17 protein-coding genes are annotated in these 24,351 nt (G+C 72.0%); 9 read left to right on the top strand and 8 right to left on the bottom strand.

The window, feature by feature from the left end; translation table 11 throughout:
• Positions 1-10 precede the first annotated feature (10 nt).
• On the bottom strand, positions 11-2,209 hold the full coding sequence (locus tag AB0F52_RS03720; protein WP_360164179.1) for a tetratricopeptide repeat protein: 2,199 nt from the start codon (positions 2,207-2,209) through the stop codon (positions 11-13).
• A gap of 219 nt (positions 2,210-2,428) precedes the next feature.
• Between AB0F52_RS03720 and AB0F52_RS03715 the strand changes: the two genes are divergently transcribed.
• Complete coding sequence (locus tag AB0F52_RS03715) at positions 2,429-3,283, top strand: ion transporter (RefSeq protein WP_360164177.1); 855 nt, start codon at positions 2,429-2,431, stop codon at positions 3,281-3,283.
• Here AB0F52_RS03715 and AB0F52_RS03710 read toward each other — a convergent pair.
• Positions 3,272-3,973 carry a TioE family transcriptional regulator gene (locus AB0F52_RS03710; protein WP_360164175.1) on the bottom strand — a complete coding sequence of 234 codons (702 nt, stop codon included), beginning with the start codon at positions 3,971-3,973 and terminating at the stop codon, positions 3,272-3,274. The genes AB0F52_RS03715 and AB0F52_RS03710 overlap by 12 nt on opposite strands.
• A gap of 17 nt (positions 3,974-3,990) precedes the next feature.
• Between AB0F52_RS03710 and AB0F52_RS03705 the strand changes: the two genes are divergently transcribed.
• Positions 3,991-5,049, top strand: a complete 1,059-nt coding sequence (locus AB0F52_RS03705) for an erythromycin esterase family protein (RefSeq protein WP_360164173.1) — start codon at positions 3,991-3,993, stop codon at positions 5,047-5,049.
• Here AB0F52_RS03705 and AB0F52_RS03700 read toward each other — a convergent pair.
• Positions 5,036-7,363 (bottom strand): chitobiase/beta-hexosaminidase C-terminal domain-containing protein, encoded by a 2,328-nt coding sequence (locus tag AB0F52_RS03700; protein ID WP_360164171.1) that lies wholly within the window; start codon positions 7,361-7,363, stop codon positions 5,036-5,038. The two genes, AB0F52_RS03705 and AB0F52_RS03700, sit on opposite strands and share 14 nt — an antisense overlap.
• 267 nt (positions 7,364-7,630) lie before the next feature.
• On the opposite strand from AB0F52_RS03700, the gene AB0F52_RS03695 reads away from it, so the two are divergent.
• The gene (locus AB0F52_RS03695; protein ID WP_360164169.1) at positions 7,631-8,860 is read left to right on the top strand and encodes a peptidase S8; all 1,230 of its coding nucleotides are present in this window, start codon (positions 7,631-7,633) and stop codon (positions 8,858-8,860) included.
• Here AB0F52_RS03695 and AB0F52_RS03690 read toward each other — a convergent pair.
• Positions 8,849-10,024, bottom strand: a complete 1,176-nt coding sequence (locus AB0F52_RS03690; RefSeq protein ID WP_360164167.1) for a DUF2716 domain-containing protein — start codon at positions 10,022-10,024, stop codon at positions 8,849-8,851. The genes AB0F52_RS03695 and AB0F52_RS03690 overlap by 12 nt on opposite strands.
• Before the next feature lie 65 nt (positions 10,025-10,089).
• Here AB0F52_RS03690 and AB0F52_RS03685 point away from each other — a divergent pair, with 65 nt between their 5' ends.
• Complete coding sequence (locus tag AB0F52_RS03685; protein WP_360164165.1) at positions 10,090-10,713, top strand: hypothetical protein; 624 nt, start codon at positions 10,090-10,092, stop codon at positions 10,711-10,713.
• Here the strand turns inward: AB0F52_RS03685 and AB0F52_RS03680 are convergent.
• Together AB0F52_RS03680 and AB0F52_RS03675 are read right to left on the bottom strand one after the other, a co-directional pair.
• Positions 10,702-13,512, bottom strand: a complete 2,811-nt coding sequence (locus tag AB0F52_RS03680) for an alpha-L-fucosidase (protein ID WP_360164163.1) — start codon at positions 13,510-13,512, stop codon at positions 10,702-10,704. The two genes, AB0F52_RS03685 and AB0F52_RS03680, sit on opposite strands and share 12 nt — an antisense overlap.
• Before the next feature lie 289 nt (positions 13,513-13,801).
• The gene (locus tag AB0F52_RS03675) at positions 13,802-14,200 is read right to left on the bottom strand and encodes a carboxymuconolactone decarboxylase family protein (RefSeq protein ID WP_360164161.1); all 399 of its coding nucleotides are present in this window, start codon (positions 14,198-14,200) and stop codon (positions 13,802-13,804) included.
• 166 nt (positions 14,201-14,366) lie between these two features.
• Here AB0F52_RS03675 and sigJ point away from each other — a divergent pair, with 166 nt between their 5' ends.
• Positions 14,367-15,248, top strand: a complete 882-nt coding sequence (gene sigJ / locus AB0F52_RS03670) for an RNA polymerase sigma factor SigJ (RefSeq protein WP_360164159.1) — start codon at positions 14,367-14,369, stop codon at positions 15,246-15,248.
• Between the two features lie 53 nt (positions 15,249-15,301).
• Here the strand turns inward: sigJ and AB0F52_RS03665 are convergent, their stop codons facing one another.
• Positions 15,302-18,391, bottom strand: coding sequence for a SpvB/TcaC N-terminal domain-containing protein (locus tag AB0F52_RS03665; RefSeq protein ID WP_360164157.1), 3,090 nt, complete (start codon positions 18,389-18,391; stop codon positions 15,302-15,304).
• A gap of 199 nt (positions 18,392-18,590) precedes the next feature.
• Here AB0F52_RS03665 and AB0F52_RS03660 point away from each other — a divergent pair, with 199 nt between their 5' ends.
• Genes AB0F52_RS03660 through AB0F52_RS03650 form a run of 3 tightly spaced genes read left to right on the top strand, consistent with a single transcriptional unit; the run spans position 18,591 to position 21,273 of the window.
• A complete protein-coding gene (locus tag AB0F52_RS03660) occupies positions 18,591-20,219 on the top strand; it encodes a S8 family serine peptidase (protein ID WP_360164155.1) in 1,629 nt (542 codons plus the stop codon).
• A complete protein-coding gene (locus tag AB0F52_RS03655; RefSeq protein WP_360164153.1) occupies positions 20,216-20,791 on the top strand; it encodes a sigma-70 family RNA polymerase sigma factor in 576 nt (191 codons plus the stop codon). Before AB0F52_RS03660 ends, AB0F52_RS03655 begins: the two co-directional genes overlap by 4 nt.
• Positions 20,788-21,273 carry a hypothetical protein gene (locus AB0F52_RS03650; RefSeq protein ID WP_360164151.1) on the top strand — a complete coding sequence of 162 codons (486 nt, stop codon included), beginning with the start codon at positions 20,788-20,790 and terminating at the stop codon, positions 21,271-21,273. Before AB0F52_RS03655 ends, AB0F52_RS03650 begins: the two co-directional genes overlap by 4 nt.
• Positions 21,274-21,293: 20 nt before the next feature.
• On the opposite strand, the gene AB0F52_RS03645 is transcribed toward AB0F52_RS03650, so the two are convergent.
• Positions 21,294-21,575, bottom strand: coding sequence for a hypothetical protein (locus AB0F52_RS03645; RefSeq protein WP_360164150.1), 282 nt, complete (start codon positions 21,573-21,575; stop codon positions 21,294-21,296).
• A gap of 96 nt (positions 21,576-21,671) precedes the next feature.
• Between AB0F52_RS03645 and AB0F52_RS03640 the strand changes: the two genes are divergently transcribed.
• Complete coding sequence (locus AB0F52_RS03640) at positions 21,672-24,218, top strand: CHAT domain-containing tetratricopeptide repeat protein (protein WP_360164148.1); 2,547 nt, start codon at positions 21,672-21,674, stop codon at positions 24,216-24,218.
• Positions 24,219-24,351 lie beyond the last annotated feature (133 nt).

The raw sequence follows: 24,351 nt of genomic DNA, 5'->3' as shown, positions 1-24,351 counted from the left end.
GGCGTTCTGATCAGTCCTGGCCAGCACTGGCGGCGCGGTACTCGCTCTCGCTGAACCTGACTGGGGTCAGCGTGACGCGGTATGCGGCCGCCTCCGCCCACCAGTGCTCCGCGTCGCGGCGGTCTCCGCGGGCGGCGGCTGTGTTGCCCAAGCCGGTCAACGCTCGGGCTCGCTCGTACTCGCTTCCCGCGTCGTCGGCCAGTTCGGCCGCTCGGTGGTAGGTGTGCTCGGCCTCATGCAAGTGGCTGGCGCGGAAGTGGATCCAGGCTTCGCAGTTGGCCGACATCGCCTGGTCGACCGGCAGCTGGGCGAGCGCGACCGCCTCCTGCGCGGCGGCCAGTGCCTCGGGGAACCGGTCCAGGGCCGCCGAAGCTCGTGCAACGCCGCGCAGGGTGATGACCACGTTGCGGGTGCGGCCGGTACGGCGGTAGACGGCCAGCACCGTCTTGAAGTCAGTCAGCGCGGACTCGGCCTCCCCTTGGCCCAGGCTGGTCCACGCCAGGCTGGACAATGCGTCGATCGTGCCCCGGTCGTCGTGGGCCAACGCGAACTGCTCATAGGCGCGCTGGTGGAAGGGGACTGCGGCGTCGAGCCGGCCCGACTCCGCGTAGGCCATGCCCAAGTTGTTGAGGATCATGCCCATCGCGCTCGGATCGCCGGCCGCTTGCGCCGCTTCGAGCGCTCGCTCGTGCGTGCGGATCCACGGCTCCAACAGCTGCTCGCGGAAGAAGAAAATGCGGAGCACGAACGCGAGCTGCCAGCAGCGGTCGTACAACCGGTGCCGGGCCGCGGAGTCGACGATGTCCGCGAGCGCCGGCCATTGCGCGCCCAACCAGACGAGGGCGCCCTCCGCGTCCGAGAAGGGCACGCCGGCCGGCGCCGGCAGGCCGATGGCCGGGCGGAACCGGTCGGGCTCGACGAGTTCGTCGGCCGCTATGGTCAGCGCGACGAGATGGTCGACCAGGCGGAGCACGGCGTCGTCGCGGTCGCCCGGTTCGACCTGGGGCAGTGCGTGCCTCGCCGCGAAGGTTCGCATCAGGTCGTGAAGCTCGACGTACCCCCGTTCGTCGCGGACGACCAGGTGCGCGTCGTGCAGCCGATCGACCAGCCGGTCCGCTTCGCCCGCGCCGAGTCCGGCGAGCGCCTCGACGGCGCCGGTTTCCGCGGGGGCCGCGGGGTGCAGGGCGAGCAACCCCAGCAACCGGCGCTGGTCGGCGGGCAGCGCATCGTAGGAGACGGCGAACGCGGTCGCGACGCTCCGCTCGCCGTCCTCGAGCGTGCTGAGCCGGGTGGTCTCGTCGGCCAGGCGGTCGCGCAGCTTCGCCGCCGTCCAGCCGCCGGCGACGAACCGGGCAGCCACGATCCGCACCGCAAGCGGCAGCTGCCCGCAGTGCCGGACGATCTCGGCCGCCACCGCGTCGTCGGCTGGTGCGTGGTCGCCGGCGACCGACCGCAGCAGCTGTACGGCGTCGTCGGACGGCAACACCCCGACGGGGAAGTGCCAGGCGTCGTCGAGCGCGGGCAGCCGGCTGCGGCTGGTCACCAGGATCCGCGACGACGTCTCGCCGTCGACGATCGCCCGGATCTGTTCGGCGGACCGGACGTTGTCCAGCACGAGGATCATCCGCCGCCCGCGCAGCTGGTCGCGGACGAGGTTGGCCAGGCCGTCTTCGTCCGCGGGGAGCTGGTCGGCCGAGCCGTCCAGCAGGCGCAGCAGCCGGTACAGCCCTTCGCCAGGCGAAAGCTCGACTGATCCGGGGGTGTGGCCCCGAAAGTCGAAGAAGAGGCAGCCGTCCGGAAAACTGTTCGCAACCCGCCGGGCGGCGGCGACGGTCAGTGCCGTCTTGCCCGCTCCCGCCATTCCGTGCACCACGCCGACCCGGGCGTCGTCCGGGCTGAGCAGTCGTGCAGAAAGTGCTTCGAGCTCGGTTTCGCGGCCGACGAAGTACCGGCCGCTGTCCGGGAGCCCGATGATGCCGCCGGCGCCGCGGCGAGGCGGAGATGCCGATTCGGCGACCAGGGCGAGCAGTTCCCCGTCGGCACCCAGTGCCTGGTCGCAGGCCTTGGCGAGTTCGCGGTTCACCCGGGCCTTGCCGTTCTCCACCTTGCTGAGGTAGCCCTTGGTGAAATGGACGGACGCAGCGAGTCCGGTCAGCGACACGCCGACCGCCGTCCGTCGACGTTTCAACTCCGCTCCGAAGTCCGGCATGGTTCGATCATCCGTTAATCGGTGAACGGGGGGAAGGCGCGATCGCCTTCGCCGCCCGGAGCGAACAGCGCGCAGTCGGCTGTCCGCTCCGGGCTCCTCCTCGCCGTGACCGCCACCGTCCACGATGCCGTATCGAGCGGGGGCGGAACACGACAAAAACGCGACAGTTGGCAGCCGGTCCGAACCGGCTGATCAGCGGTGTCCGTGCCATCATCGGGCATGGTCACCCTTCGCGACGCCCGTGAACCCGAGCTCAACAGCGGGGTGCTGCCCGGAAACGTGCGTGCCGACGACTGGATCATGCTCGTGCTCGCCGCCGGGTCGGTCGGGTTGCTGGGGTTCATGGTGCTCAGCCCGCCCGCGCGCGAAGCCGGGCTCGTCATCTTCTCCGTCGACTGCGGGATCTGCGGGATCTTCCTGCTCGAGTTCCTGTGGCGGTGGCGGAAACGGCGGTGGGCCAAGAAGTTCCTCGTGCGCAACTGGTACGAGCTGTTCGCCATGATCCCGGTCGCGCACCCCGCCATGGCCGCGCACAAGTTCGTCAGCGTCGTGCTGTTGTTCGTGCGGATCGGGCGCGCCGCGGACCGGGCCGTCGGCGAGCAGTTCACCTACCGGCTCGTCGACAAGCTTTCCGAGCCGATCGTCAAGGCGATCAAGAAGCCGGTGACGATCGCGGTGCTCGACGAGGTCGTCAAGGTGCTGGAAACCGGCAACTACCCGGAGAACCTGGCCAAGTCGCTCGGGGCGCACAAGGACGAGCTGCGCTCGATCATCGCCGAGAAGATCGCCGCGGACCCGCAGCTCGGGAAGCTCAAGCGGCTGCCGTTCCACGACGAGATCGTGCGCGCCTGCGTCGACACGTCGTTCCGGGTGCTGCTCGAAGTCCTCCTCGACCCGCGGATCGACGACTTCTTCTCCGCCGTGGTCCGCGAAAACCGCGAGCAGATCCGGCTGGCCGTGCAGCTCGGGCTCAACGAGGTCGACGACGAAGCCGGGGATTCGGCGCTGCCGGTGCGGACCCAGCGCGCGGCCGCGCACGAGTACGACCGGCTGCACCCGGGCTCACGACCGTGAGGCCAGGTACGCGCTGAGCCGGCCGGCCGCGTCGAGCATCGCCAGGCCGCGCGCGGTCAGCCTGTCCTGCCAGGTTTCGAGCGCCTCGGCCAGCGACTCGGTGCCGCCCGCGGTGCGAACCTGCTCGACCACCGTCGCGATGCGGGCCAGCGGGTAGCCGCCGCGGCGGAGCAGGTGGGTCAGTTCCGCGTCCCGGATGTCGGCCGCCTGGTAGACCCGGTGGCCGGTCGCCCGGTTCCGCGAAGGCACCAGGATGCCCGCGCGTTCCCACGCCCGCACGGTCGCCGCGGTGACGCCGAGGCGGTGCGCGAGTTCGCCGATCGACCAGCCGGCCGGGGCCGGCTCGGGGGCCGGACCGGTCGTCAGGTGCCCGATCGCCTTGCGGACCGTGTTGAGGGTTTTGCGGTCGCGGAGCAGCAGCTCGTGGCCGCGGTCGACGAGGGTGAGTGCGCGGCGGAGGTCGTCGTCGTGGACGGCGTGCATGATCCCGCCGGCCGTCGCGTGGCCGTACGCCGGGACCAGCGCCAGGAACGCACGCAGGGCCGAGGCGTGGACCTCGGTGTAGATCCGGTACCCACTGGCCGTGCGCGCGGCCGGCGGGAGGAAGCCGTCGCGCTCGTAGTTGCGGACCGCCTGCGTGGAGAGGCCGTGCTCGCGGGCGAGGTCGGCCGGTCTCAATCGGGTCTTCAAGGATACGATTCAATCATATGGACCTCACGGACTTCACCGCCGAGCTGCTCGCGTTCGGGGAGCCGACGCACTTCGAACCGGCCTTCGCGCGGATCCGCAACGAGCTGTTCGCCCGGCTCGTCGAGCACGGCTTCCGGTCGATCGCCCTGGAGACCGACCGCGTCGCCGCGCTCGACGGCGGCTTCTCGCACGACCTGGGCGAAGTGGCGGCCAACCGGCAGCTGCTCGCGTGGCTGCGCGAGTACAACGAGACGGCCGACGAGCCGCTGACCTTCCACGGCTTCGACGCTCCGACCGAGATGTTCAGCGCCCCCAGCCCGCGGGCCTACCTCGAACACGTCCGCGACTACCTCGGCCTGGACATCGATATCGCTGCTCTGACCGGCGACGACGAGCGGTGGAGCCGTCCGGAGGCGATCCTCGACCCGGCACAGTCGCCGGGCGCCACGGCCGAGGCCCGCGAGCTGCGCGTGCTCGCCGACGACCTGCTCGTCGCCCTCCTCGCCCAGGCGCCGCGGCTGGACGATGCCTGGTGGCTGGCCAAGGTGAACGCCACCGCCGGGCTCGGTCTGCTGCGTTACCACGCGGCGTCGGCTCAACCCGGTGATCAGGACACGAGGATCGCCCGCCTGGCGAGTATGCGCGCGGTGCTCATGGCTGAGAACCTCCTGGACATCCGGGCCATCGAGGCGACCCGCGGCCCGACGCTGGTGTTCGCGCACAACGGCCACCTGCAACGCTCGGGGTCCGGCGCGGGCGCGATCGTCGGGGCGCTGCTCGGCGACCGGTACGCCTTCATCGCCGGCAGCCTGGGCCACAGCGAGGCCATCGGCGTCGGCGAGCCGGCGTGGGACACCTACGAAGGAGTGCTGCAGCAGGGCACCGAAACCTGGCGGCTGGCTGCGGTTCCGGCCGGGCGCAAGCGCACCGACACCAAGCCCGAACGCGGCTACTTCGGCCTCGACGCCGCCCTACTCGAAGGTGCCACAGCGGTGTGGCACATCGCCAGAGGCACGGCAGCCCCCGCACCAGGCCGGGTGCGGGGGCTGCCGGATACCCGGGTTACGGGTAGCTGACCACGTTGACCGGCACCGTGCCCGAAGGCGTGACGCCGCCGGTGTCGTTGATGACGTGTGTGATCGTGCCGCGGTAGTTGAGCGACACCGTCAGCAGGCTGTGGAACCGGACGCCGCTGTTGTTCGGCACCTCGAACGCGTGGTAGCTGGACACCGCCGGGTTCGTGTCGAAGAAGCAGTAGCTCCCGAGACCCCAGGCCTCATGGGACGTCACGTTCGCCCCGACCTTGTAGGCCGCGTACCCGGCGACGCCCGATGGCGCGTTCCACGACGCCTGGTTCGGCACGTCGTAGGGCATCTCGTTCTGGAAGAAGATCGTCTTCCCGCCTTGGCCGTTCCAGATCACCTGGTACTTCTGGTAGTGCTCGACGAACAGGCCGGTGGCCAGCACGTTCGCGCCGTTCACGACCAGCCCGGTGTCGGCCGTGTTCGTGTTCCAGCCGACCGTGCCCGCGTTGCCGTGGTCGGCCCGCCACGCCCAGATGTGGTCGATGATCGTGTTGGCGCTGTTGACGATCAGGCTGTTCGTGGCCTTGCCGGCGATCGCGCCGCCGATCCGGAAGAACACGTCCTGGACCGTCGTCGGGTTCGAAGCGTGGGAAGCCGACGAGCCGGACTGGCCGACCGTGAGCAACGCCTGCGAGTTCGTCGTGCCCGCGTCGAACAGCAGGCCCTTGAGCCGCACGCCGTCCACATCGGACACCTGCATGGCGTTGACGCCGTTGTCGGGCACCAGCGTCGGGTAGCCGATGCCGAGGATCGTCGTGCCGGCCTTGGTCACGTTGAGCGTCTGGTCGAGGTGGTAGACGCCCGGCGTGAAGAACAGGTTGCAGCCCGCCGCGAGCGCGTTGTTGATCGACGAGGCCGTGTCACCGGACTTGACGACGTAGAACTGGCTCATCGGCGCCGACGAACCCGGGGTGCTGCCGTTCGCCCAGCTCGGGCCGGACGCGTTCGTGCGCAGGGAAGGCAGGAACACGCGGTACTTGCCGGTGCCGTCGACGTAGAGGTAGGGCACGTCGCGGGAGACCGGCGTCGTGGCCAGCGTCGTCTCGGGCGGGTTCGGGAACGTCGTCGCCGGCGCGCCGCTGGTGCCGGAGAAGACCATGTTCCACACGCCGCCGTTCCAGCTGCCCAGCGCGGAGTCGCGGGTGTACCACTGCTGCTGCGACACCGACGCGGCCTGGCCCGCCACCTTCGTGTCGGCGATGTAGCCGCCGCTGGCGTAGCCGTAGCTCGCCGGGTACAGCTGCAGCCCGCCGCGGACGTCCATCCGGCGGAACGGCGCGGCCTGCGCGACCGCCCAGCGTTCCTGGCCACCGGAGGGGTTGACCGCCAGGTTCTCCGCCGAGCGCCAGAAGTTCTGCAGCGCGACGCCGTTGTCCGAGGCGTTGAAGGCGTCGACGGTGACGTCGCCGTTGATCAGGACGTCGCCGGGGTTCTGGCCGAGGCCGGCCACCGAGGTGTAGAAACCGACGTTGTCGTGCACGCCGTTGTAGGTGCCCGGCTTGAAGAGGTGCGCGACCCGGCGGTCGGCGAACTGCGCGGTGAGCGTGTCCTTCTGGTTGTTGAAGTCGGTGTCCAGCTGCGCCTGGATCGTCGCCGCGGACATGCCCGGATCGAAGATCCGCACGTTCGGCCCGAAGTTCGGGGTGTCGGACTGCGTCGGGCAGCCGGCCTGGGTGCCGATCGTGTAGCTCGCGCTCGACACCGGCGAGGTCGTCGACCCGGACTTGAGCGCGATCGCGTTGACCGTGCGGGAGTTCGGGACGCTGATCGGTCCGCTGTAGAGGGTCGAGGACGCCGTCGGCGTCGAGCCGTCCACCGTGTACCGGATGGTGGCGCCCGCGGTGGCGCTGCTGATCGTCACCGTCTGGGCGGCCGAGTACGTGCCGCCGGGCGGGCTGAACGTCGGCGCGGCGACCGTCGTCGTGCCGCCCCCGCCGACGGTGTAGCTGAAGTGCGGGGTGTCGTACTGCGGGCCGCTCTTCTCGTAGGTGAACCAGTAGTCGAGGACGTTCCCGCTGCTCAGGCCGTTGACGGTGGTGCGCCAGGTGCCGGAGCCGTTGGTCATCCGGACGTTCTGCTGGCCGACGCCGGGCACGCCGGTGTAGTGGACGTCCACGTACAGCGCCGGGGTGGCCGGGGTGAAGTTGATCTGCGCCTGCGTCGAGCTCGGCTGCGTGACGCTCTGCGTGTAGTCGTCCGCGGCGAGCGCGGCGGGGGCGGTGAGCCCGGCCGCCACCAGCAGTGCCGAGGCGACGAGCGCGAGCCCCGGGCCGCGTCGTCGTAGCTTGTCCAAGGTCCGGTTCACGCCGTGACACCTCCGCCGTTGGGGATCCACGAGGCAATTTGTTGCCAGTCGCAACAAAGTAGCTCCCGGTCAGCGGTGCTTCGATCACGTTTAAGTAACACTTGTCTGGACCAATGCGCAAATGAGTGAAGCGGTTCGTCACTCTTCGTCGGGTTGTCGCCACTCTGGGCGAATGACTGAACCGAGAAACCTTCTTCCGACGGGTGACCTCGATCGTGTGACATGCGACGATCCGCTGCCACCTCGTCCCCTACCGAGGAGTAGGCCATGGCGTCTCCACGGTTGTTCCGGTCCCTCGTCGTGCTTTCCCTGATCGCGGCCCCGGTCACGGTGGCCACCTCGACCGCCGAAGCCGCGCCGCTGCAGAGCGGTGGCGTCGTGAACTTCGGCTGCGCCACCACCGGCAAGCTGCACTGCCTCGGCAAGGCGGTCCGGTCGCCGAACGGCAACGGCCCGCTGGTCGTCTCCACCCCGGTCGGCTACGGACCGGCCGAGATCCAGGCCGCCTACAACCTCGGCGGGCTGCACGCGAACGGCCGCACCGTGGCCATTGTGGACGCCCAGGATGCCCCGACCGCCGAGGCCGACCTGGCCAAGTTCCGGTCCGCGCGCGGGCTTTCCCCGTGCACGACGGCCAACGGCTGCTTCAAGAAGGTCAACCAGAACGGCGCGGCGAGCCCGCTGCCCGCGCCCGACTACGGCTGGGCCGAAGAGATCAGCCTCGACCTCGACGCGGTGTCGGCGACCTGCCCGGACTGCCACATCCTGCTGGTGGAAGCCAACTCCCCGGACACGGACCCGCTGATGACGGCGGTCGACACGGCCGCGGCGACGCCCGGCGTGGTGGCGATCTCCAACAGCTACGGCGGGTCCGAGGACTCGACGATCCTCGCCGCGGACGCCCACCTGAACCACCCGGGCATCGCGGTCACGGCGTCCTCGGGCGACTCCGGGTACGGCGTCAGCTGGCCGGCGTCGTCGCCGTACGTCACGGCGGTCGGCGGCACCACGCTGAAGAAGGCGGCCACCACCACCCGCGGCTGGACCGAAACGGCGTGGAACGGCAGCGGCAGCGGGTGTTCGGCCCTGGAAGCGAAACCGTCCTGGCAGCACGACACCGGGTGTGCGAAGAGGACGGTCGCGGACGTCTCGGCGGTCGCGGACCCGGCCACCGGGCTCGGCGTCTACGACACCTACAACAGCTGCGGCAGCTCGTCGTGGTGCGACTTTCTGCTGTCGCTGGGCCTGGCCCAGGGTGCGGACGGCTGGGTGCAGGTCGGCGGCACGAGCCTGTCGTCCCCGGTGATCGCGAGCGTGTACGCGCTGGCGGGCAACTCGGTGACGTCGGGGTCGTACCCGTACGCGCACACCAGCGGGCTCTATGACGTCACGTCTGGCTCGAACGGCAGCTGCGGCGGGAGCTACCTCTGCACGGCGGGCGCCGGGTACGACGGGCCGACCGGGCTGGGCACGCCGAACGGCACCTCAGGGTTCTGAGCGCCGGATCGGCTCGCCGAGCGCGGCGGTCAGCTCGGCGTCGATCCGCCTGAGCAGGTCGCCGAAGACGCAGACCGTTCCTTCCCACGGGTGCCCGAACGTGCCCAGCCGGAGGTCGCCGGTCAGGTAGCTGTGGTAGTCGCCGTCCGGGAAGACGGCGCCGGGCCAGCGCGGTCCGGCGCCGTCGACCCGGGCGGGGTCGAAGCGGTAGCCGACGTGCTGCCAGTCGAGCCAGTACAGCTCCTCGCCGGGCTCGACCGACTCGCGCAGTCCCTTGTGGACGCTGTCGTACAGCGCATCCAGCTGCGGGTCGTCGAGGTCACCGACGTGCCAGGTCGCCGAGCCGGCGGGTTCGGTGATGCCGGGGAACTCCCGGGTGTCGGGGCGGAAGGCGAACCGCTCCTCGAAGCGGGACCAGATGTCGTCGTACTCCGGCTCGGCGAACAGCCGGCGAACCGGCCGGGTCCGCGCCGGTTCGCCGGGCGAGCTCAGGTGGTAGCGGGTGACCGTGGTGACCTCGCGCATCCCGGCGGCTTCGAACGCGTCCCGCAGGGCACCGGTGGCTTCCGCGAGCAGGAACCGCATCCCCCGGTGCGGTCCGGCGAGCCGCCAGTCGTGGGCGACGAGCGTGGCGGCGAGGCGGGGGTCGGTGACCCCGCCGACCACCATGAACTCCCCGGATTGTTCCAGCCAGGCGGCGCGATCGCCGTCGAGGACGACCGCGGCCGACCGGTCCAAGTAGGCGGAGTCGGCCAGGAACTCGGAGAACGGGCGGCGGTGCGGGCCGGTCTTCGCGGCCAGCTCGGCGACGCGCTGGTGCCCGGCCCAGTCGTGGCCGACCACGGGGAGCGTCGTGGTGTCCGTCCCGATCGGACAGCGGAGCACCGCACGTTCCGGTTCCGCCGCGAAGCCGGCGGCGAGCAGGGCCTCGGCGAGCCGGGCGTCGCCGTAGACCGGCCAGAGCACCGGCTCGTTGCGCTGCGCGAAGGCATCGACCTGCCGGACCACCAGCGCTTCGAGGTCTCCATCGGGCAGCGGCCCGTGACTCACCTCGCCGTGCGTGCCGTAGTGGGTTCGCACCACCGGGCCGTCACGGTCGACCACCGCGCCCACCGGGGGGAGCTGCGGCCGGCGGCTCAACGCCTCTTCCATGCCGTTGATCATCCCCGGTCGGGTGACGTTCGCGCAGCGCATTTTCGCGTCTCCGCGCGCGGGGTAAGGATGTCTGCATGCTGGACACCGAAGTCCTTTCGCGGACGGCCCCGCGGGCGCTCGACGTCGTCACCCCGCTCGGGGACGTGCGGTTCGCCGTCCGCGTCGGCGGCTGGGACGTGCCCGCGAGACCCGAACTGACCTGGGGCCTCGAGTCCGGCGCCCGGCTGTGCCGGTGGCGGCACAGCTCCGTGCGGCTCGACGTCGTGTCCGGGCCCACCGCGTCCGGGCTGCCCGGGATCACCCGCGAGACCACCATCCTCCGGGTGCTGGCCCGCGAGGACGTCGGCGAGTTCGTCGTCCACGCCGAGCTGGCCGGCGCGCCGCACGAGGACCGCATCTGGGAAAGCGCCTTCACCGCCGAGACCGCCGACGCCGCGGTGAGCGTCGGCGGCCCCGGGGCCGAGCTGCTGCGGCGGTGTTCGCGGGCCGGGCAGCACGTGCCGCCGTACTGGTCCCGGCTGGTCGGCGGGGACGCCGTCGAGCGCACCGGGGGCCGGCTCACCTGGCGGCTGCCCCGCGTCGACCGCGGCGACTACGCCGAGCTGTGGGTGTCCGTCGCGTGGAGCGCGGCGGGCGGGGACCCGGGCCGCGCCGTCGACATCGACGCGGCCCGGGTGCTGCGGGAGCTAACCCAGTGAAATCCGGTCCAGGTCCGGAGCCCCGGCGCGGTCGTTGCCGATCCGGACCGTATTGGCGCCCGCGGTCAGCGTCACCGGGACCGAAGTGGTGTACGGGGTGTTGTTCCCGGCGCCGCTGACCTTCACCTCCGTCGGCGCACCGCCGTTCACCGAGACGAAGTACGACCGGTCGCCGTTGACGGTGAAGTCCAGGTACAACGTGTACTGGCCCGCCGCGGGCACCGTCACGCCGGGGAAGGTCACCGCCGCTCCCGGGCCGATGTTGCGCACCTTCTGCCCGCCCGAGCACGGCGAGCAGCTCGTGACGCCGGCGTCGCCGATGTCGTTCGCCGAGTCCTCCGCCTCCCGCATGAACACCCGGTCCGCGGGCCGCGGCTTCACCTGCACCGGCTTGCTCACCGACTTCGCGCGCCCGAGCGTCCGGAAGGACGCCGTCACCGGGATGCTCACGTCCTGGGCCGTCGGGGCGGTCACCGTCCACGAGCCGCTCAGCACCTGGCCGAGCCCCAGTGCGGACGCCGTCACCGGATCGCCCGACACCGCCCAGCCCGCCGGGACGACCGGGGCTAGCGACACGTGGTCGATCGGGTCGTCGACGTCGAGCCGCAGCGACGCGGTGATCCGGAGCGACTGCTGACCCGGCGAAACCCATTGCACACCGGCGGGTTGCACGGTCAACGTCGTCTTCGGCGTATACGACTCCGGCGGCATCGGCGCCACCGCGATCCGGTCGAGGTCCGCCGTCCCGGAGACCTTGATCGTGTTGGCGCCCGCGGTCAGCGGCACCGGGATCGCGCCCGGCGCGGTGACCGCGATCGGGGCCGCGCCGTTGACGCTCACCGAGAGCGTGCCCGGGCCCGTCGTGTCGAGCTGCAGCCGGGACGGACCGGTGGCCTGGACGTCCCGGAAGACGACCGCGCCGCGATCGAGGCCGGTCACCGCGTTCGTGCCCGAGCACGCCTCGCACCACACCGGCGTCGCCTTGCCCTCGAACCCGTTGCGCCACGACTCCGCCTCCAGCGGCACCTCGCCGCGCGGGTCCGGGTAGCCGTAGGCGATGTCGATCTCGTCGAGCGCCAGCTGCCGGTAGAACGGCTTGGCCTGCGGCCCGGACCACGTGTTCAGCACCTCCAGCTTCAGGTACCGCGCGTGCACCTCGCCGACGTCGATGAACTGGACGCCGCGGTTGCTGGGCAGGGCGCCGGTGCGCACCGTGCGCCAGTTCGTCCCGTCGTCACTGGCGTGGACCCGGTAGTCCTTGATCCGCGCGGAGTCCTCGGCACGGCCGAAGGACTCGCGCGCGGAGGTCGGCGACGACTCGCGCTCGTGCACCGCCAGGTAGGCCGTCGACCGCCTGCGGCCCAGGTCCAGCGTCACGGAAACCGGGAGCCGGCCGCCCGCGTCCCAGTAGTTCAGGTAGCTGCCGTCGACGAGGTTCGCCGCCGGGTGCCCGTCTGCGGAAGCCGACGCGGTCGCCTTGATCGTGCTCTTGTCGTAGAAGTACTGCTGCCCGGCGGTGTCCACTTTGAACACCGTGTCGTAGGTGTCCCAGTCTCGGATGTCCAGAATGGACAGGTAGCCGCCGGACTGGGCGAAGCGCATCGGCTTCCCGGTGCGCAGATCGGACACGCCGGTGACGCGGTAGCCGTTGTCCCGCAGCCGGACCAGGTTCGTGGACGGCCGCGTGACGACGTGCACGTACTGCGTCCGCGCGCCGGGCTTGACGGTGATCACGCCGTGGGCGCCGTCGTTCCAGAAGCCGGGCTGCAGGCCGCCGTACATGTACCCGCCGCCCTGGGTGCCTTCGAGGGACTCCCGGATCGGCTGGGTCCAGGACGCCATGAAGGTGTTGAACGCCTCCTGCTGCGGCGGGAACTTCCCGTTCAGCATGGCGGTTTCGGCCATCAGCGACTTGATCGACGAGCCCGCGTTCGTGATGTACCGGCCGGTGGAGAGCCGGAAGTCGACGGCCTGGTCGCCGCCGCTGTACCACCAGTCGCCGTTGGTCGGCAGCTTGTAGTCGGCCTCGGTGAGCCGCGGCATCGGCGTGTAAACCGCCTGCGGGTAGTCGTAGGAGGGGGTCATGCCGGTCTTCTGCTCGTTGCTGACCGTGTCCATGATCGGCGTGTCCTCGTTGTTGTTGCTCAGCAACCAGGACGGCCGCTTCTCGCGGATGTGCTCGTAGAGCCCGTGCTGCTCCCAGTACTCGTTGTCGTTGTCGATCCAGAACCCGGCGAGGTCTGAGTAGCGGTCCATGACCTCGTCGAACAGGTCGTAGGAGTACTCGCCGAAGCCGGGCCGGGTGGTGAGGTCGACCGGCTTGCCCTTGTACGCCGAGTAGGCGGCCGAATCGAGGGATTCGTGCCCGGTTTCGTTGTGCCACTGCGGATCGTCGGTCATGTAGAGCATGACCCGCACGCCCTTGGCCTGGCCGGCGGCGATCAGCTCGCCGAGGAAGTCACGCTGCGTCGAGCAGCTGCCGGGGATCTTCGACGGCCACGGCCGCGCGTAGCCCAGCCGGCTGTGGAAGGTGGTGAGGACGACGTAGGACGCGCCCAGCTTCTTCGCCTCGTCGATCCAGTAGCCCGGCGTCCAGCCACCGTCGGTGACGTCGCGTTCCCAGGCGGCGCAGTCGGTGTGCCGCGGCGCGGTGAACATGCCCCAGTGCAGGAACAACCCGGCCGTCGAGGCCCGCAGCCAGTCCTGACGCGGGTGGTACAGCTCGGCGTTCGCGGGACTGACCAGGCTCGCCACCAGCGCGACGGCGGCGGCGAGGCAGGCAAGCAGGCGGATTCTCAAGGGACCTCCTCGTCCGAGAGATCCGATGATTAGTTCCTGATATATCGTACGTCAAGGGAGGATGCCGCTCATCGGCACACAATCGTCTGATCTGTCCGCTACCGCCGGGTAAAATCGTACGGCCCGGCAGCGCGCCGATGTTGCCCGGCGGGCGCAGGGGTCGCCGCCGCGATCGCCTCGCCCAGCTCGTCGCGGGTTGCCGCCGTGGATGGCGGCGATGCTGGCGGTGTTGATGATCCGCGCGGGATCGACGAGGATTTCTCGCCGGTCGGACCGGACCGTCTGTCGGCTACCGTTCCGCGGTCACCGGCAGCAACCCGCGCTCGCCGAACACCTTCTTGGCCGTGAAGGTCGCGTTCAGCGCCTTCGGAAATCCACAGTAGACAGCGGAGTGCAGGAGCGCCTCGACGATCTCCGCCGGCGTGAGGCCGACGTTGAGCGACGCGTTGACGTGCACTTCCAGCTGCGGCTCGCAGCCGCCGAGGGCGGTGAGCATGCCGAGGGTGACCAGCTGCCGATCGCGCGGCGCCAGACCCGGCCGCGAGTAGATCTCCCCGAACCCCCAGGAGACGACGGCCTCGCCCAGCGCGGGGGCGACGTCGGCGAGCGCGTCGATCACCCGCTGGCCACTCTCGCCGTCGATCTCGGTCAGGGTCTTCAGGCCACGCTCGAAGCGTTCGTCGGTCATGTCGGTCCTTTCCCTGGCGATCTTGTCTCGACCGACGCTAGGTGCTGGAGCGCGCTCCAGGTCAAACGTGACAGCCACCACGGCGGGCGACCGGCTTCCGGAGGCCTGTCACAAATGTCCGCCCGCGTTCGTCAAGGTGGTGATCGCACCGCGAAAGGACGAACCCGTGAACGAGGAGCTCCTGGCCCGCAGCTTCGAGACGCACCGCGGCCACCTGCGGTCCGTCGCCTACCGGATGCTGGGTTCGCTGAGCGAGGCCGAGGACGCCGTCCAGGAGTCGTGGCTGAAGCTGAGCCGGAGCGACACCGCGGCCGTCGAAAACCTGGGCGGGTGGCTGACCACCGTCGTCGGGCGGGTCTGCCTCGACATGCTGCGGTCGCGCAAGGCCCGGCGCGAAGAGCCGTGGGAAGCGCTGGTGCCCGACCCGATCATCAGCCGCGAGGACGACGGCCCCGAGCACGAGGTGCTGCTGGCCGACTCGGTCGGTCTCGCGCTGCTGGTCGTGCTCGACACGCTCACGCCGGCCGAGCGGCTGGCGTTCGTGCTGCGGGACATGTTCGCGATGCCGTTCGAGGAGATCGCCCCGGTCGTCGGCCGGTCCGAGGCGGCGACCCGGCAGCTGGCCAGCCGCGCGCGGCGGCGGGTGCAGGGCGCCCCGGTCGCGCCGGACCCGGACCTCGCCCGCCAGCGCGAAGTCGTCGACGCCTTCCTGGCGGCCGCCCGCGGCGGCGACTTCGACGCGCTCGTCTCGGTCCTGGACCCCGAGGTCGTGCTGCGCGCCGACCGCGGCGCGGCGCAGGGCGGCTCGACCGAGGTCCGCGGCGCGGCGGCGGTGGCGAACCAGGCGCTGACGTTCTCACGGCTCGGCGCCGGCGGCGGCGTCGTGCACCGGGCGCTGGTCAACGGCGCGGCGGGCGTGGTCGCGACGCGCGAAGGACGGCCGTTCTCGGTGCTGGGCTTCACGGTCGCGGGCGGCCGGATCGTCGAGATCGACATCCTCGCCGACCCGGACCGCCTCAGCCGGCTGGACCTGGCGGTGCTGGACTGATCCCGACGCCGTGAATGACTCATTCCTGTCGTCCGACGACAGGAATGAGTCATTCACGGCGTTTGCGGGAACACGGCGCCGTGCTCGTCGGTCACCAGGGCGATTTCGCCGGCGTCGTCGAAGTGCAGGTACCGCCGCCTGCCGTCCGCGTACTGCCGCACCGCGCCCGCCACCACGACCACCAGCTCGCCGTCTTCGATGGCGTACAGATCGTCCGGGGTCAGGACTTCGTGGATGCGCGTGCCGTCGGTGACCAGGGTGCGCACCCGCCGGCCGGTGTGGTCGTAGCTGTAGAGCGCGTTGACGCCGTCGTCGCCGTGCACCCCGCGCAGCCGGCCGAACGCGTCCCGGATTTCGCTGCCCGGCGGCGTCTTCGGGGCCGGCCCGGAACCGATGTCGCGCACCAGCCCACCCGGGCCGGTGAGCACGTGCTGCCCGCCGGCGAAGTGCTCGCTGACGCCGTTCGCGTAGTGCACCGCGGTGCGGCGGCCGCTCAAGTCGTAGGCGACGGCGTCGACGAACCCGGGCACGCTCACCAGCCGGCCGACCTCGTCGTATTGGTGGTGGACGGTCAGCCGCCCGTCGCCGGCGTCGGGGTAGGCCACCTCCGCGACCCGCCCGTCGGCCCGGTGCGCCACGTCGAGCCGGTACTCGACGGCGACGTGCGCCGGGCGCCAGCGCTTCTCGGCCGCGTGGCCGAGCGCGTCGTAGCCGAAGTGGGTCACGCCGCATTCGTCGGCGACGCGCACCAGGCGCCCGCAGCTGTGCGGCCCCGCGCCGAGCGGGGCCGGGAGCCCGCCGTCGTGGTGGGTGAACGTGGTGACCGGGGTGCCGCGCGGATCGTCGACCAGCACCGCGACCACCCGGCCGGCCGCGTCGTGCACCCGGAACACCGTGTGCCCGTCACCGGTCCGCGACTCGACCACGTTCCCGGCCGCGTCCCGGACGTGCACCACCCCGTCCGCGTCCCGCAGCTCGCGCCCGAGCAGGTCGTGCGCGCTGCCTTTCTCGAGGGGGTCGTCACGAGCGTCCGCGCCCAGCGGGCGGCCCAGTGCGTCGTACCGGAACTCCGTGGGCGGGGGCGGCGGATCGCCGTCGCGGAACGCCCGGCTCGTGCGGCACACCAGGCCCCGCGCGCAGTATTCGTGGCGCTCGTCGACGACGTCGCCGAGCAGCTCCGCGTGCCGCCGCTCCAGCAGCCGCCCGGCGCCGTCGCGCAACTCGGCGGTCACCAGCACCTCCGCCTCGCCGGACACCGCGCGCTGCTCGGTGGTCACCCGCACCGGCCCGCTGTGGTCGTAGCGGTACCGGACGGTCGGCAGGTCCGCCGAGTCGCCCGGCCGCACCACCGTTTCGGGCCGCCCCAGCGGGTCGTGGGTCCACGAGGTCACCGCCCCCGCCGGATCGGTCACCCGGCACACCCGCGCGGTGCGGACGTCGTGGCGCGTGATCGTCGCGTTCCCCAGCGGGTCCGTGGTCACCTCGGGGAAGCAGTGGTCGGCGGAATACCGGATCTCCCGGGTGTGGCCGAGCGGATCGGTCGTCGTGGTGCGCAGCCCGGCGACGGTGCCGAGCCGCCCGTGGAACGTCGTGACCCACCAGCCTTCCTCGCCGGGACGGCGGTGGTACCCGTGGTGCCGCAGGTCCGGCGGGCGCGAGCCGTAGACATCGGCGACGAGCGCGTCGGTGAGCACCAGCTCCTCCCGCGCGGTGCGGAAGCCGTGCGAACCGGCGAAGCCGTCGGGCTCTTCGTCGTACCGGAAGATCCTGTCGGACAACACTTTCCCGGTGCCGTCGACCTCGCGGACCCGCGCCGGGAGCGCGGTGAACCGGCGTTCGGGGTCGGCCGCGTACTTCGTCCGCGTCTCGCGCACGACCGGCTCGCGGCCGGGCCGTTCGGTCGTCTCCACCTCCCGGGCCGGATTCCCGGCAGGGTCGAAGGCCGTCTCCTTCGTGGTAACCGAAACCGGGGTCTCCCGGCGCTCGAACACCGTCGTCACCGACCGTGTCCATTGTGGACGCCGGAGGTGCTCGACGCGGCGGTACGGCCGGTCCGCCGCCGGTGAGCCGTCGAGGCCGTAGGTCTCCTCCTTGGCCAAGAGCCCCTCGTCGCCGAACCAGCGCACGGTCCGCAGGGTGGGCGCGCACTCGTCGCCGAGGTCGTCCTGGACCACGCGGCCGAAAACGGGCGGCCGGCTGTCGTGGTACTCGAACTCCGTCACGCCCACGTGGCCGGTGGCCGATTCGCGCAGCGAAACCCGCCGGACCACCGGCACCGAGGCGACGGTCGCGTACTCGATCGCGGTCCGCAGTCCCATCCCGTTGTCGATCTCGCACAGCCGTCCGGTGCGGGGCAGGTCTTCGAGGGAGTGGTACGGCACGGCGTCGAGCACGGACACCCCGCCGCCGGCCCGCGCTCGCGCGGTCAGCCGGACCCGCCGCGGTGCCGGGGCCGCCACGGAGGCGTAGGCCAGCCGCAAGACCGGGGCGGCGGTTTCGGCGCCGTGGGTGTCGAATCCGGTGAGCGCCACCGACGTCAGCAGGGACGCGCCGGTGACGTCGTCGGCCTCGTAGCCGAGGGTCCACCGCCGCACGAGCGGCCGGGCCGAAGCGGGCACCCGCAGATCGATCCGCGCGCACCGCAGGGCCGTCGTGACCAGGGCGCCGTCGCGGCCCCGGCGGAGGACGTCCGGCCGCGGCTCGTAGCTGAACTCCACTTCGTACGGGCCGTACGAGACGCGCGTGAGGTAGGCCTGGCCGCTGTGGTGCGCCCAGCCGAACGTCGCGGTGGTGCCGAACGCGTCCTCGGTGCGGTCGAGGTACCAGGTGGCGCCTTCGCCGGGCCCGAGGAAGTGCCGCAGGCCCGCCTCGGTGGTGAGCAGGAAGCCGTCGCCACGGCGGACGAGCCGGCCCGCGGCCCCGGGCGGCGCGTGCTCGTCCGCCGGCCCGACGTGCGGCAGGGGCAGGGTGAACCCGCCACCGAACGGGCCGTTCGGCGCGCCGGTCGCGTACCGCAGCGCGAGCGCGGGGGCACCGCCGCCGGGACCGGGTGGCAGGTCGAGCGGCACCGTGAAGCAGCCGCCGCCGGTCGCCGGTTCCGGTGTGAAGGCGGCTTCGTGCGTGCTCGGCCGGAGCACAACCATGGTGATCTCCCCGCAGGCATCTCGTGACTTCCGGAGGGCCAAGTGGGTGAGCCGGGGGCGCCAGATACGTCGTCACCCGTTTGCCGTGGCCGTTATGCATTCGTGACGTCGGTGTCGTATCCCAGTGGCGGCCCACGGGTCTTTCCCGGGTGCCGTTGGTGATCAGTGGCGGGGGCAGAGCAGCAGGAGGGTGGACCCGATGGTCGTCAGGTTCTTGCGTGGCGAGACCGCGGAAGCAGCGACGGAGGACGTGAGCACGCTCAACGAGCTCCCAGTCCCGCCAAGGCAGTTGCTGGACCGGCACGGCGCCCGCGTCCTCGATCCGGCGACGGCCGTCGTCGCGGCCGGGCAGCCGGCCCCGCGCACCACCGTGTACCGGCCGGGCGTTTTCCTCATCCCGCAGCGGTACCTCCGCGACCAGCAGACGCTGGCCGCGATCAACGGCGTCCTGGCCCGCATCGGCCTCTACGCCGAGCCGGCCGGCGGGGGCGACACCAAGGAGGCCACCCGCGCCCGGCAGCTCGACGAACTGCCCGTTCGCGCCCTGCTGCGCGTCCGCGAAGACGCCGGCCCGGTCGTCGTCGACTGCTGGAAAGCGCTCCAGCTGCTGCGGTCCGCCGCGTCGGGCGAGCGGCCCGAGCTCGACCCGAAGATCGCGGCCGCGATCGCGCCGGAGCACCTGCTGTTCACCACGCCGGTGTTCGGCGGGGTGCCGTGGGAGACCAGCGGCCTCGGCGGCACGCCGTGGGAGACGAGCGGGTTCGGGGCAGGCAGCTCCTACGGGCGCACCCGCGGCGCCAACCGGATCCCGGTGACGCTGGCCGCGGCGCCGCCCTACCGCAGCGAGAAGGCCGAGCAGCGGCGGCCGGTGATCGCGGTGCTGGACACCGGCATCGGCCCGCACCCGTGGTTCGGGCTGACCGACCGCAGTGGCCCGCCGGCCGCCGGCTCGGGGCTCGCCGTCGCGCCGGGCATCCAGGCGGCGATCCTGCAGGCCGAACTCGCTTCCGGCACGACGTTGCCGACCCAGCTGCTGTCGGACTACTGGGACGCGCCGACGACCGGCCAGCCGCTGATCGGCGACGTCGACACCGACACCGGGCACGGCCTGTTCATCGCCGGCATCGTCCGGCAGGCCTGCCCGGAAGCCGACACCCTCGCGATCCGCGTGGTGCACAGCGACGGCGTCGCGTACGAAGCCGACGTGCTGCTCGCGCTGCACCTGCTGGCCGACCGCGTCCGGGCCGCGCAGGCGGACAACCGGCCCGAGGACATGGTCGACATCGTCTCGCTGTCGCTGGGCTACTACGAGGAAAACCCGGCGGACATCGCCTACACCGGCCAGTTCGGGGCGGTCATCGCGGAGCTGCTGGGCCTCGGCGTGCTCGTCGTCGCCGCGGCGGGCAACGACGCCACCACGCGCCGGTTCTACCCGGCGGCCTTCGCCGACCAGCCGCTCGGCGGCGGCAGTGGCCCGCAGGTGATCAGCGTCGGGGCGCTCAACCCCGACGTCACCGCGAGCAAGGCGCTGTTCTCCAACGAAGGCCCGTGGGTGCGCGCCTGGGCGACCGGCGCCGGCGTGGTCAGCACCTACCCGACCGACGTCCGCGGCACCGCGGCCGCCGACCACGAGGTGCCGGGCTTCGGCCGTAACTCCTTCGACCCCGACGACTACAGCGCCGGCTTCGCGGTCTGGGACGGGACGTCGTTCGCCGCGCCGCTGGCCGCGGCCGAGCTCGGCAAGGCCCTGCTGCAGTCCGGGGACCTGGCCACGGTCGACCGCGAAACCGTCGTCAAGCGCGCCTGGACCGCGCTGGGCACGCTGTGAACGTGGCCAAGACCGACCACGCTCGCGTGGCGACCCTGTTCGACGCCGCGCGGGAGGGCGACCGCGCGGCGCTGGACGAGCTGGTTTCCCTGCTCACGCCGTTGCTCTGGCAGGTGGCGCGTGATCAGGGGCTGGACGCCGAGCACGCGGCCGACGTCGTGCAGACGACGTGGCTGCGGCTGCTCGGCTCGTTCGCGGAGATCCGCTCGCCGGTCGCGCTGACCGGCTGGCTGATCACCGTCACCAAGCGGGAGGCCTGGCGCACGGGGGAAAAGCGCCAGCTCGAGCGGCCGCTGCCGGAGCTTCCGGAGCGGCTTTCCGAAGCATCGCCGGCACCCGAGGAGGGGGTGCTGCGCGAGGACCAGCGCGTGCGGTTGTGGCGCGCGGTCGACAACCTGCCCGAACGCTGCCGCAGCCTGCTGCGGATCGTGGCGTTCGTGCACCGGCCGGACTACGCCGAAGTCGGCGCCCGGCTGGGCATGCCGAGGGGGAGTATCGGCCCGACCAGGGGACGTTGCCTCGCGCGCCTGCGCGAGCAGCTACTCGCCAACGGCGAAGGAGATTGGCTGTGACGACCGTCGAACCACCAGGCGCGAACGAGCCCTTGGACGAGCTCGACCTCCGGTTGCTGGCCGGTGTGCGCGAGCTGTGGGAAGACGCCGACCCGATGCCCGCCACGCTGGTGGACCAGATCCGCTTCGCGATCCGGCTGGAGGACGTCGACCTGGAGGTGATGCGCATCCGTGACCTGGCGCAGCTCGCGGATGCGCGCAGCGCCGCCGAACAGGGCAGGCTCATCACGTTCGACAGCGAAAGCCTGACGATCATGGTGAACGTCAGCCCCGAGCCGGGCGGCACGATCCGCCTGGACGGCTGGTTGACGCCCCCGGCCGAGCACCCGATCGAGGTCCGCGCGAGCTCGGGCCCGCTGACCACGACGTCGGACGCGGAGGGCCGGTTCGCGGTCAGCGGCGTGCCGCACGGGATGGTCCAGGTGCTGGTGCGCACGGCCGGCCGCTCGAGGACGGTGAGCACCCCGGCGATCGAACTCTGAGCGCGAGCAGCGGGGCCGGATCACTGCTCGGTGAGGTCCTCGGCGGGCCACCGCTCGAGGAACGCTCCGAGAGCGTCGTCGATGAGCGTGCCCCGCGGGGTGGGTTCGTCCCACGGGCCGAGGTGGTCGACAAAGGCGTCGACCAGCACCTCGAGCACGCCTTCCTGCTGGGCGAGGGTCGGTTTCGCCTGCGTTCGCAACGCGGCCAGCAGGTCCGGGGCGCGGTCGCCGAGCAGCTCCACGATGATCCCGCGGTACCGGCGCGGCAGCGCTTCGATGACCGTCGACACGGGAAAGGACATTCAGCCACCGTAATGACCCGGGCTCCGAGAGCTGCCTGATACCTCTGACTCGGAGGTACGATCCGGGGCGTTCTTCCCCGGCCGAAAGGGCAGCCCGTGGTCGCGTCGCCGAGGGTCGAAGACCGGGTTCGCGACCTGCACCGGCGGGCGGTCGCGGCGACCAACAACGGTCAGCCCGTGGTGGGCGGTCGCCTGATCCGCTCCGCCGCGCGGCTGCTCGGCCTGCCCGCCACCGAACCACCGGCGGGGTGGCCCGCCTGGCCCGACCTCGCGACACGCGTGCTCGGTACCTACGCGGCCGTCGAAACGGCGCTCGGCCACAGCGCCCGCGGGCTCGCGCTGCTCGACGAGGCCGACACCCTCGTGTCGGACGCCGGGCGCGGGATCCTGCGCCAGCAACGGGGTCTCGTGCTCATCCTGATCGGCCGGATGGACGAAGCCCTGGTGTGCTTCGACGAGGCCATCCCGCTGCTGCGGCAGGCCGGCGAGTTCGTCGTGCTCGCCAGGACGCTGCTCAACCGCGCGATGCTGCACCAGTACGCCGGGCGCGTCCGGCTCGCGCTCGCCGACCTCGACCAGTGCGAGCAGATCGGGGCCGGCCATCCCGAGGAAGACGGCCTGGCCCGGATCTTCGCCAAAGCCGCGCACGGCCGCGGCCAGGCGCGGGTGCTCACCGGCGACATCCCGGGTGCCCTGCGCGACTTCGACGCGGCGAGCGGTTTCTACGCCGAACAGAGCGTCGGGATGCTGCCGGTGCTGGCCGTCGACAAGGCGCGGGCGCTGCTGGCCGCCGGGCTGCCCCACGAAGCCGCCGCCGAACTCGACGCGGCGCTCGAGCAGTTCCCGCGGCTGCGGATGAACCAGGAACACGCCGAGGCGGAGCTGACCAGGGCGCTGGCCGCACTGGCGAGCGGCGATCCGGCCGCCGCGCGCGCATGGGCCGGGCGCGCCGAACGCCGGTTTCGCCATCGTGGCAACGAAACCTGGGCGGCGGTGGCGCAGCTGACGGTGCTGCGCGCGGACTTCGCGGCCGGGCGGCGGATCTCCCGCATCGGTGCGGAGGCGACCGCGCTGGCCGACCGGCTCACCGCGCTGGGCCTGCGCAACGACGCCGAAATCGCGGCCCTGCTGGCCGCCAGGGCCCGGATCGCGCGGGGCGATCTCGACGGCGCCCGCGCCGGGATCGCCCCGCGCGACCGCCGCACCGCGCCGCTGGAAAACCGCCTGGTGCGGCGGCTGGCGCTCGCCGAACTCGGCGCCGCGACCGGCCACCGGCGCATCACGTTCGCGAACGCGCGGGCCGGGCTGACGCAGCTGCAGCGGCACCGCAGCCGGTTCGGCAGCGTCGACCTGCAGACCGGGACGACGTCGCTGGGCAAGGAACTCGCCGACGCGGGGCTCGCCGCCGCGCTCGCCCAGCGCTCGCCGGGCGTGGTGTTCCGCTGGCTCGACCGCTCGCGCGCCCAGGCGTTCCGGTTCCGGCCGGTGCGTCCGCCGTCCCACCCCGAGATCGTCGACGCCGTCGCCGAGCTGCGGTTCCTCTCGATGCAGATCCGCGCGGGCGAGCTGGCCGGGAAGCCGGACGCCCAGGCCGTGAAGCGGTGTGCCGCGCTGGAACGGGAGATCCGCGCCAAGGGCTGGCAGGCCGAGGGCGTGGCTGCCGACCACGCCGAGGCGAAGCTGCGCGAGATCGGCGACGAGCTCGCGGCGACCGGCAGCGCGATGGTCTGCTTCCTCGCCGATCGCGGCGCGTTGTGCGCGCAGGTGCTCGCGAACCACCGGGTGGCGCTGGTCGAGCTCGGCCCGGCGTCAGCCGTGGCGGAGCCGGTCGCGCGGCTGCACAGCGACCTCGACGCGTTGTGCGGGCGCCAGCTGCCGCCGCAGCTGGACCGGGTCATCCGCCGTTCGGTGCGGACGCAGGTCACCGCGCTGGACGCGGTCCTGCTGGCCCCGCTGGCGTCCCGGCTCGGCGACCTCGACGTCGTCGTCGTGCCGACCGGTGCGCTTTCGGCGATCCCGTGGGGGCTGCTGCCGACGCTGCACGGCCGCCCGGTGACGGTCACGCCGTCGTCGTCGGCCTGGCTCGACGCGGGCTCCCGCTCCGGCCGGGCGACCGGAGCGCCGCTGCTCGTCGCGGGTTCCGACCTGACCCACGCGGAGGCGGAGGTCGCCCGGCTGGCGCCGCTGTACCCGGACGCCGAGGTTCTGATCGGCCCGGACGCGACGGTCGCGGCCACGCTCAAGGCGTTCGACGGCTGCCGCCTGGCCCACTTCGCCGCGCACGGCCACCACGAGCAGGAGAACGTGCTGTTTTCCCGGCTCAACCTGGCCGACGGGCCGTTGATGGCCTACGACGTCCAGCAGCTGGCCACGGCACCGGAGCAGGTGGTGCTGTCGTCGTGCGACGTCGGCCAGGCGGTCGTCCGCGCGGGCGACGAAGTCCTCGGCTTCACGGCGGCGCTGCTCTACGGCGGAAGCCGCACGGTGGTTTCGAGCGTGGCCCGCGTCGACGACCGCACTGCGGGCGGCGTGATGCTGGCGTTTCACCAGGCGCTGGCGGTGGGCACGCCCCCGGCACGGGCTCTCGCGGACGCGGCCCGGGCGGAGCCGCTGATGCCGTTCGTCTGCTTCGGCCGCAGCTGACCAGCCCCAGCAGCCCAAGCGAGGTGAGCCCTGCTGTCTCCCTATGCTGATCTGTCACATCAATGTAGCACTTAGCTGTCTCATCGATGTGGCAATTACTCATAGGGTGGCGGCCTTGGATACGTGAGACGTA

This window comes from Amycolatopsis sp. NPDC024027 (assembly GCF_040638975.1).
Taxonomy (GTDB): Bacteria; Actinomycetota; Actinomycetes; order Mycobacteriales; family Pseudonocardiaceae; genus Amycolatopsis.
This window is presented reverse-complemented; position numbering and strand designations above follow the sequence as displayed.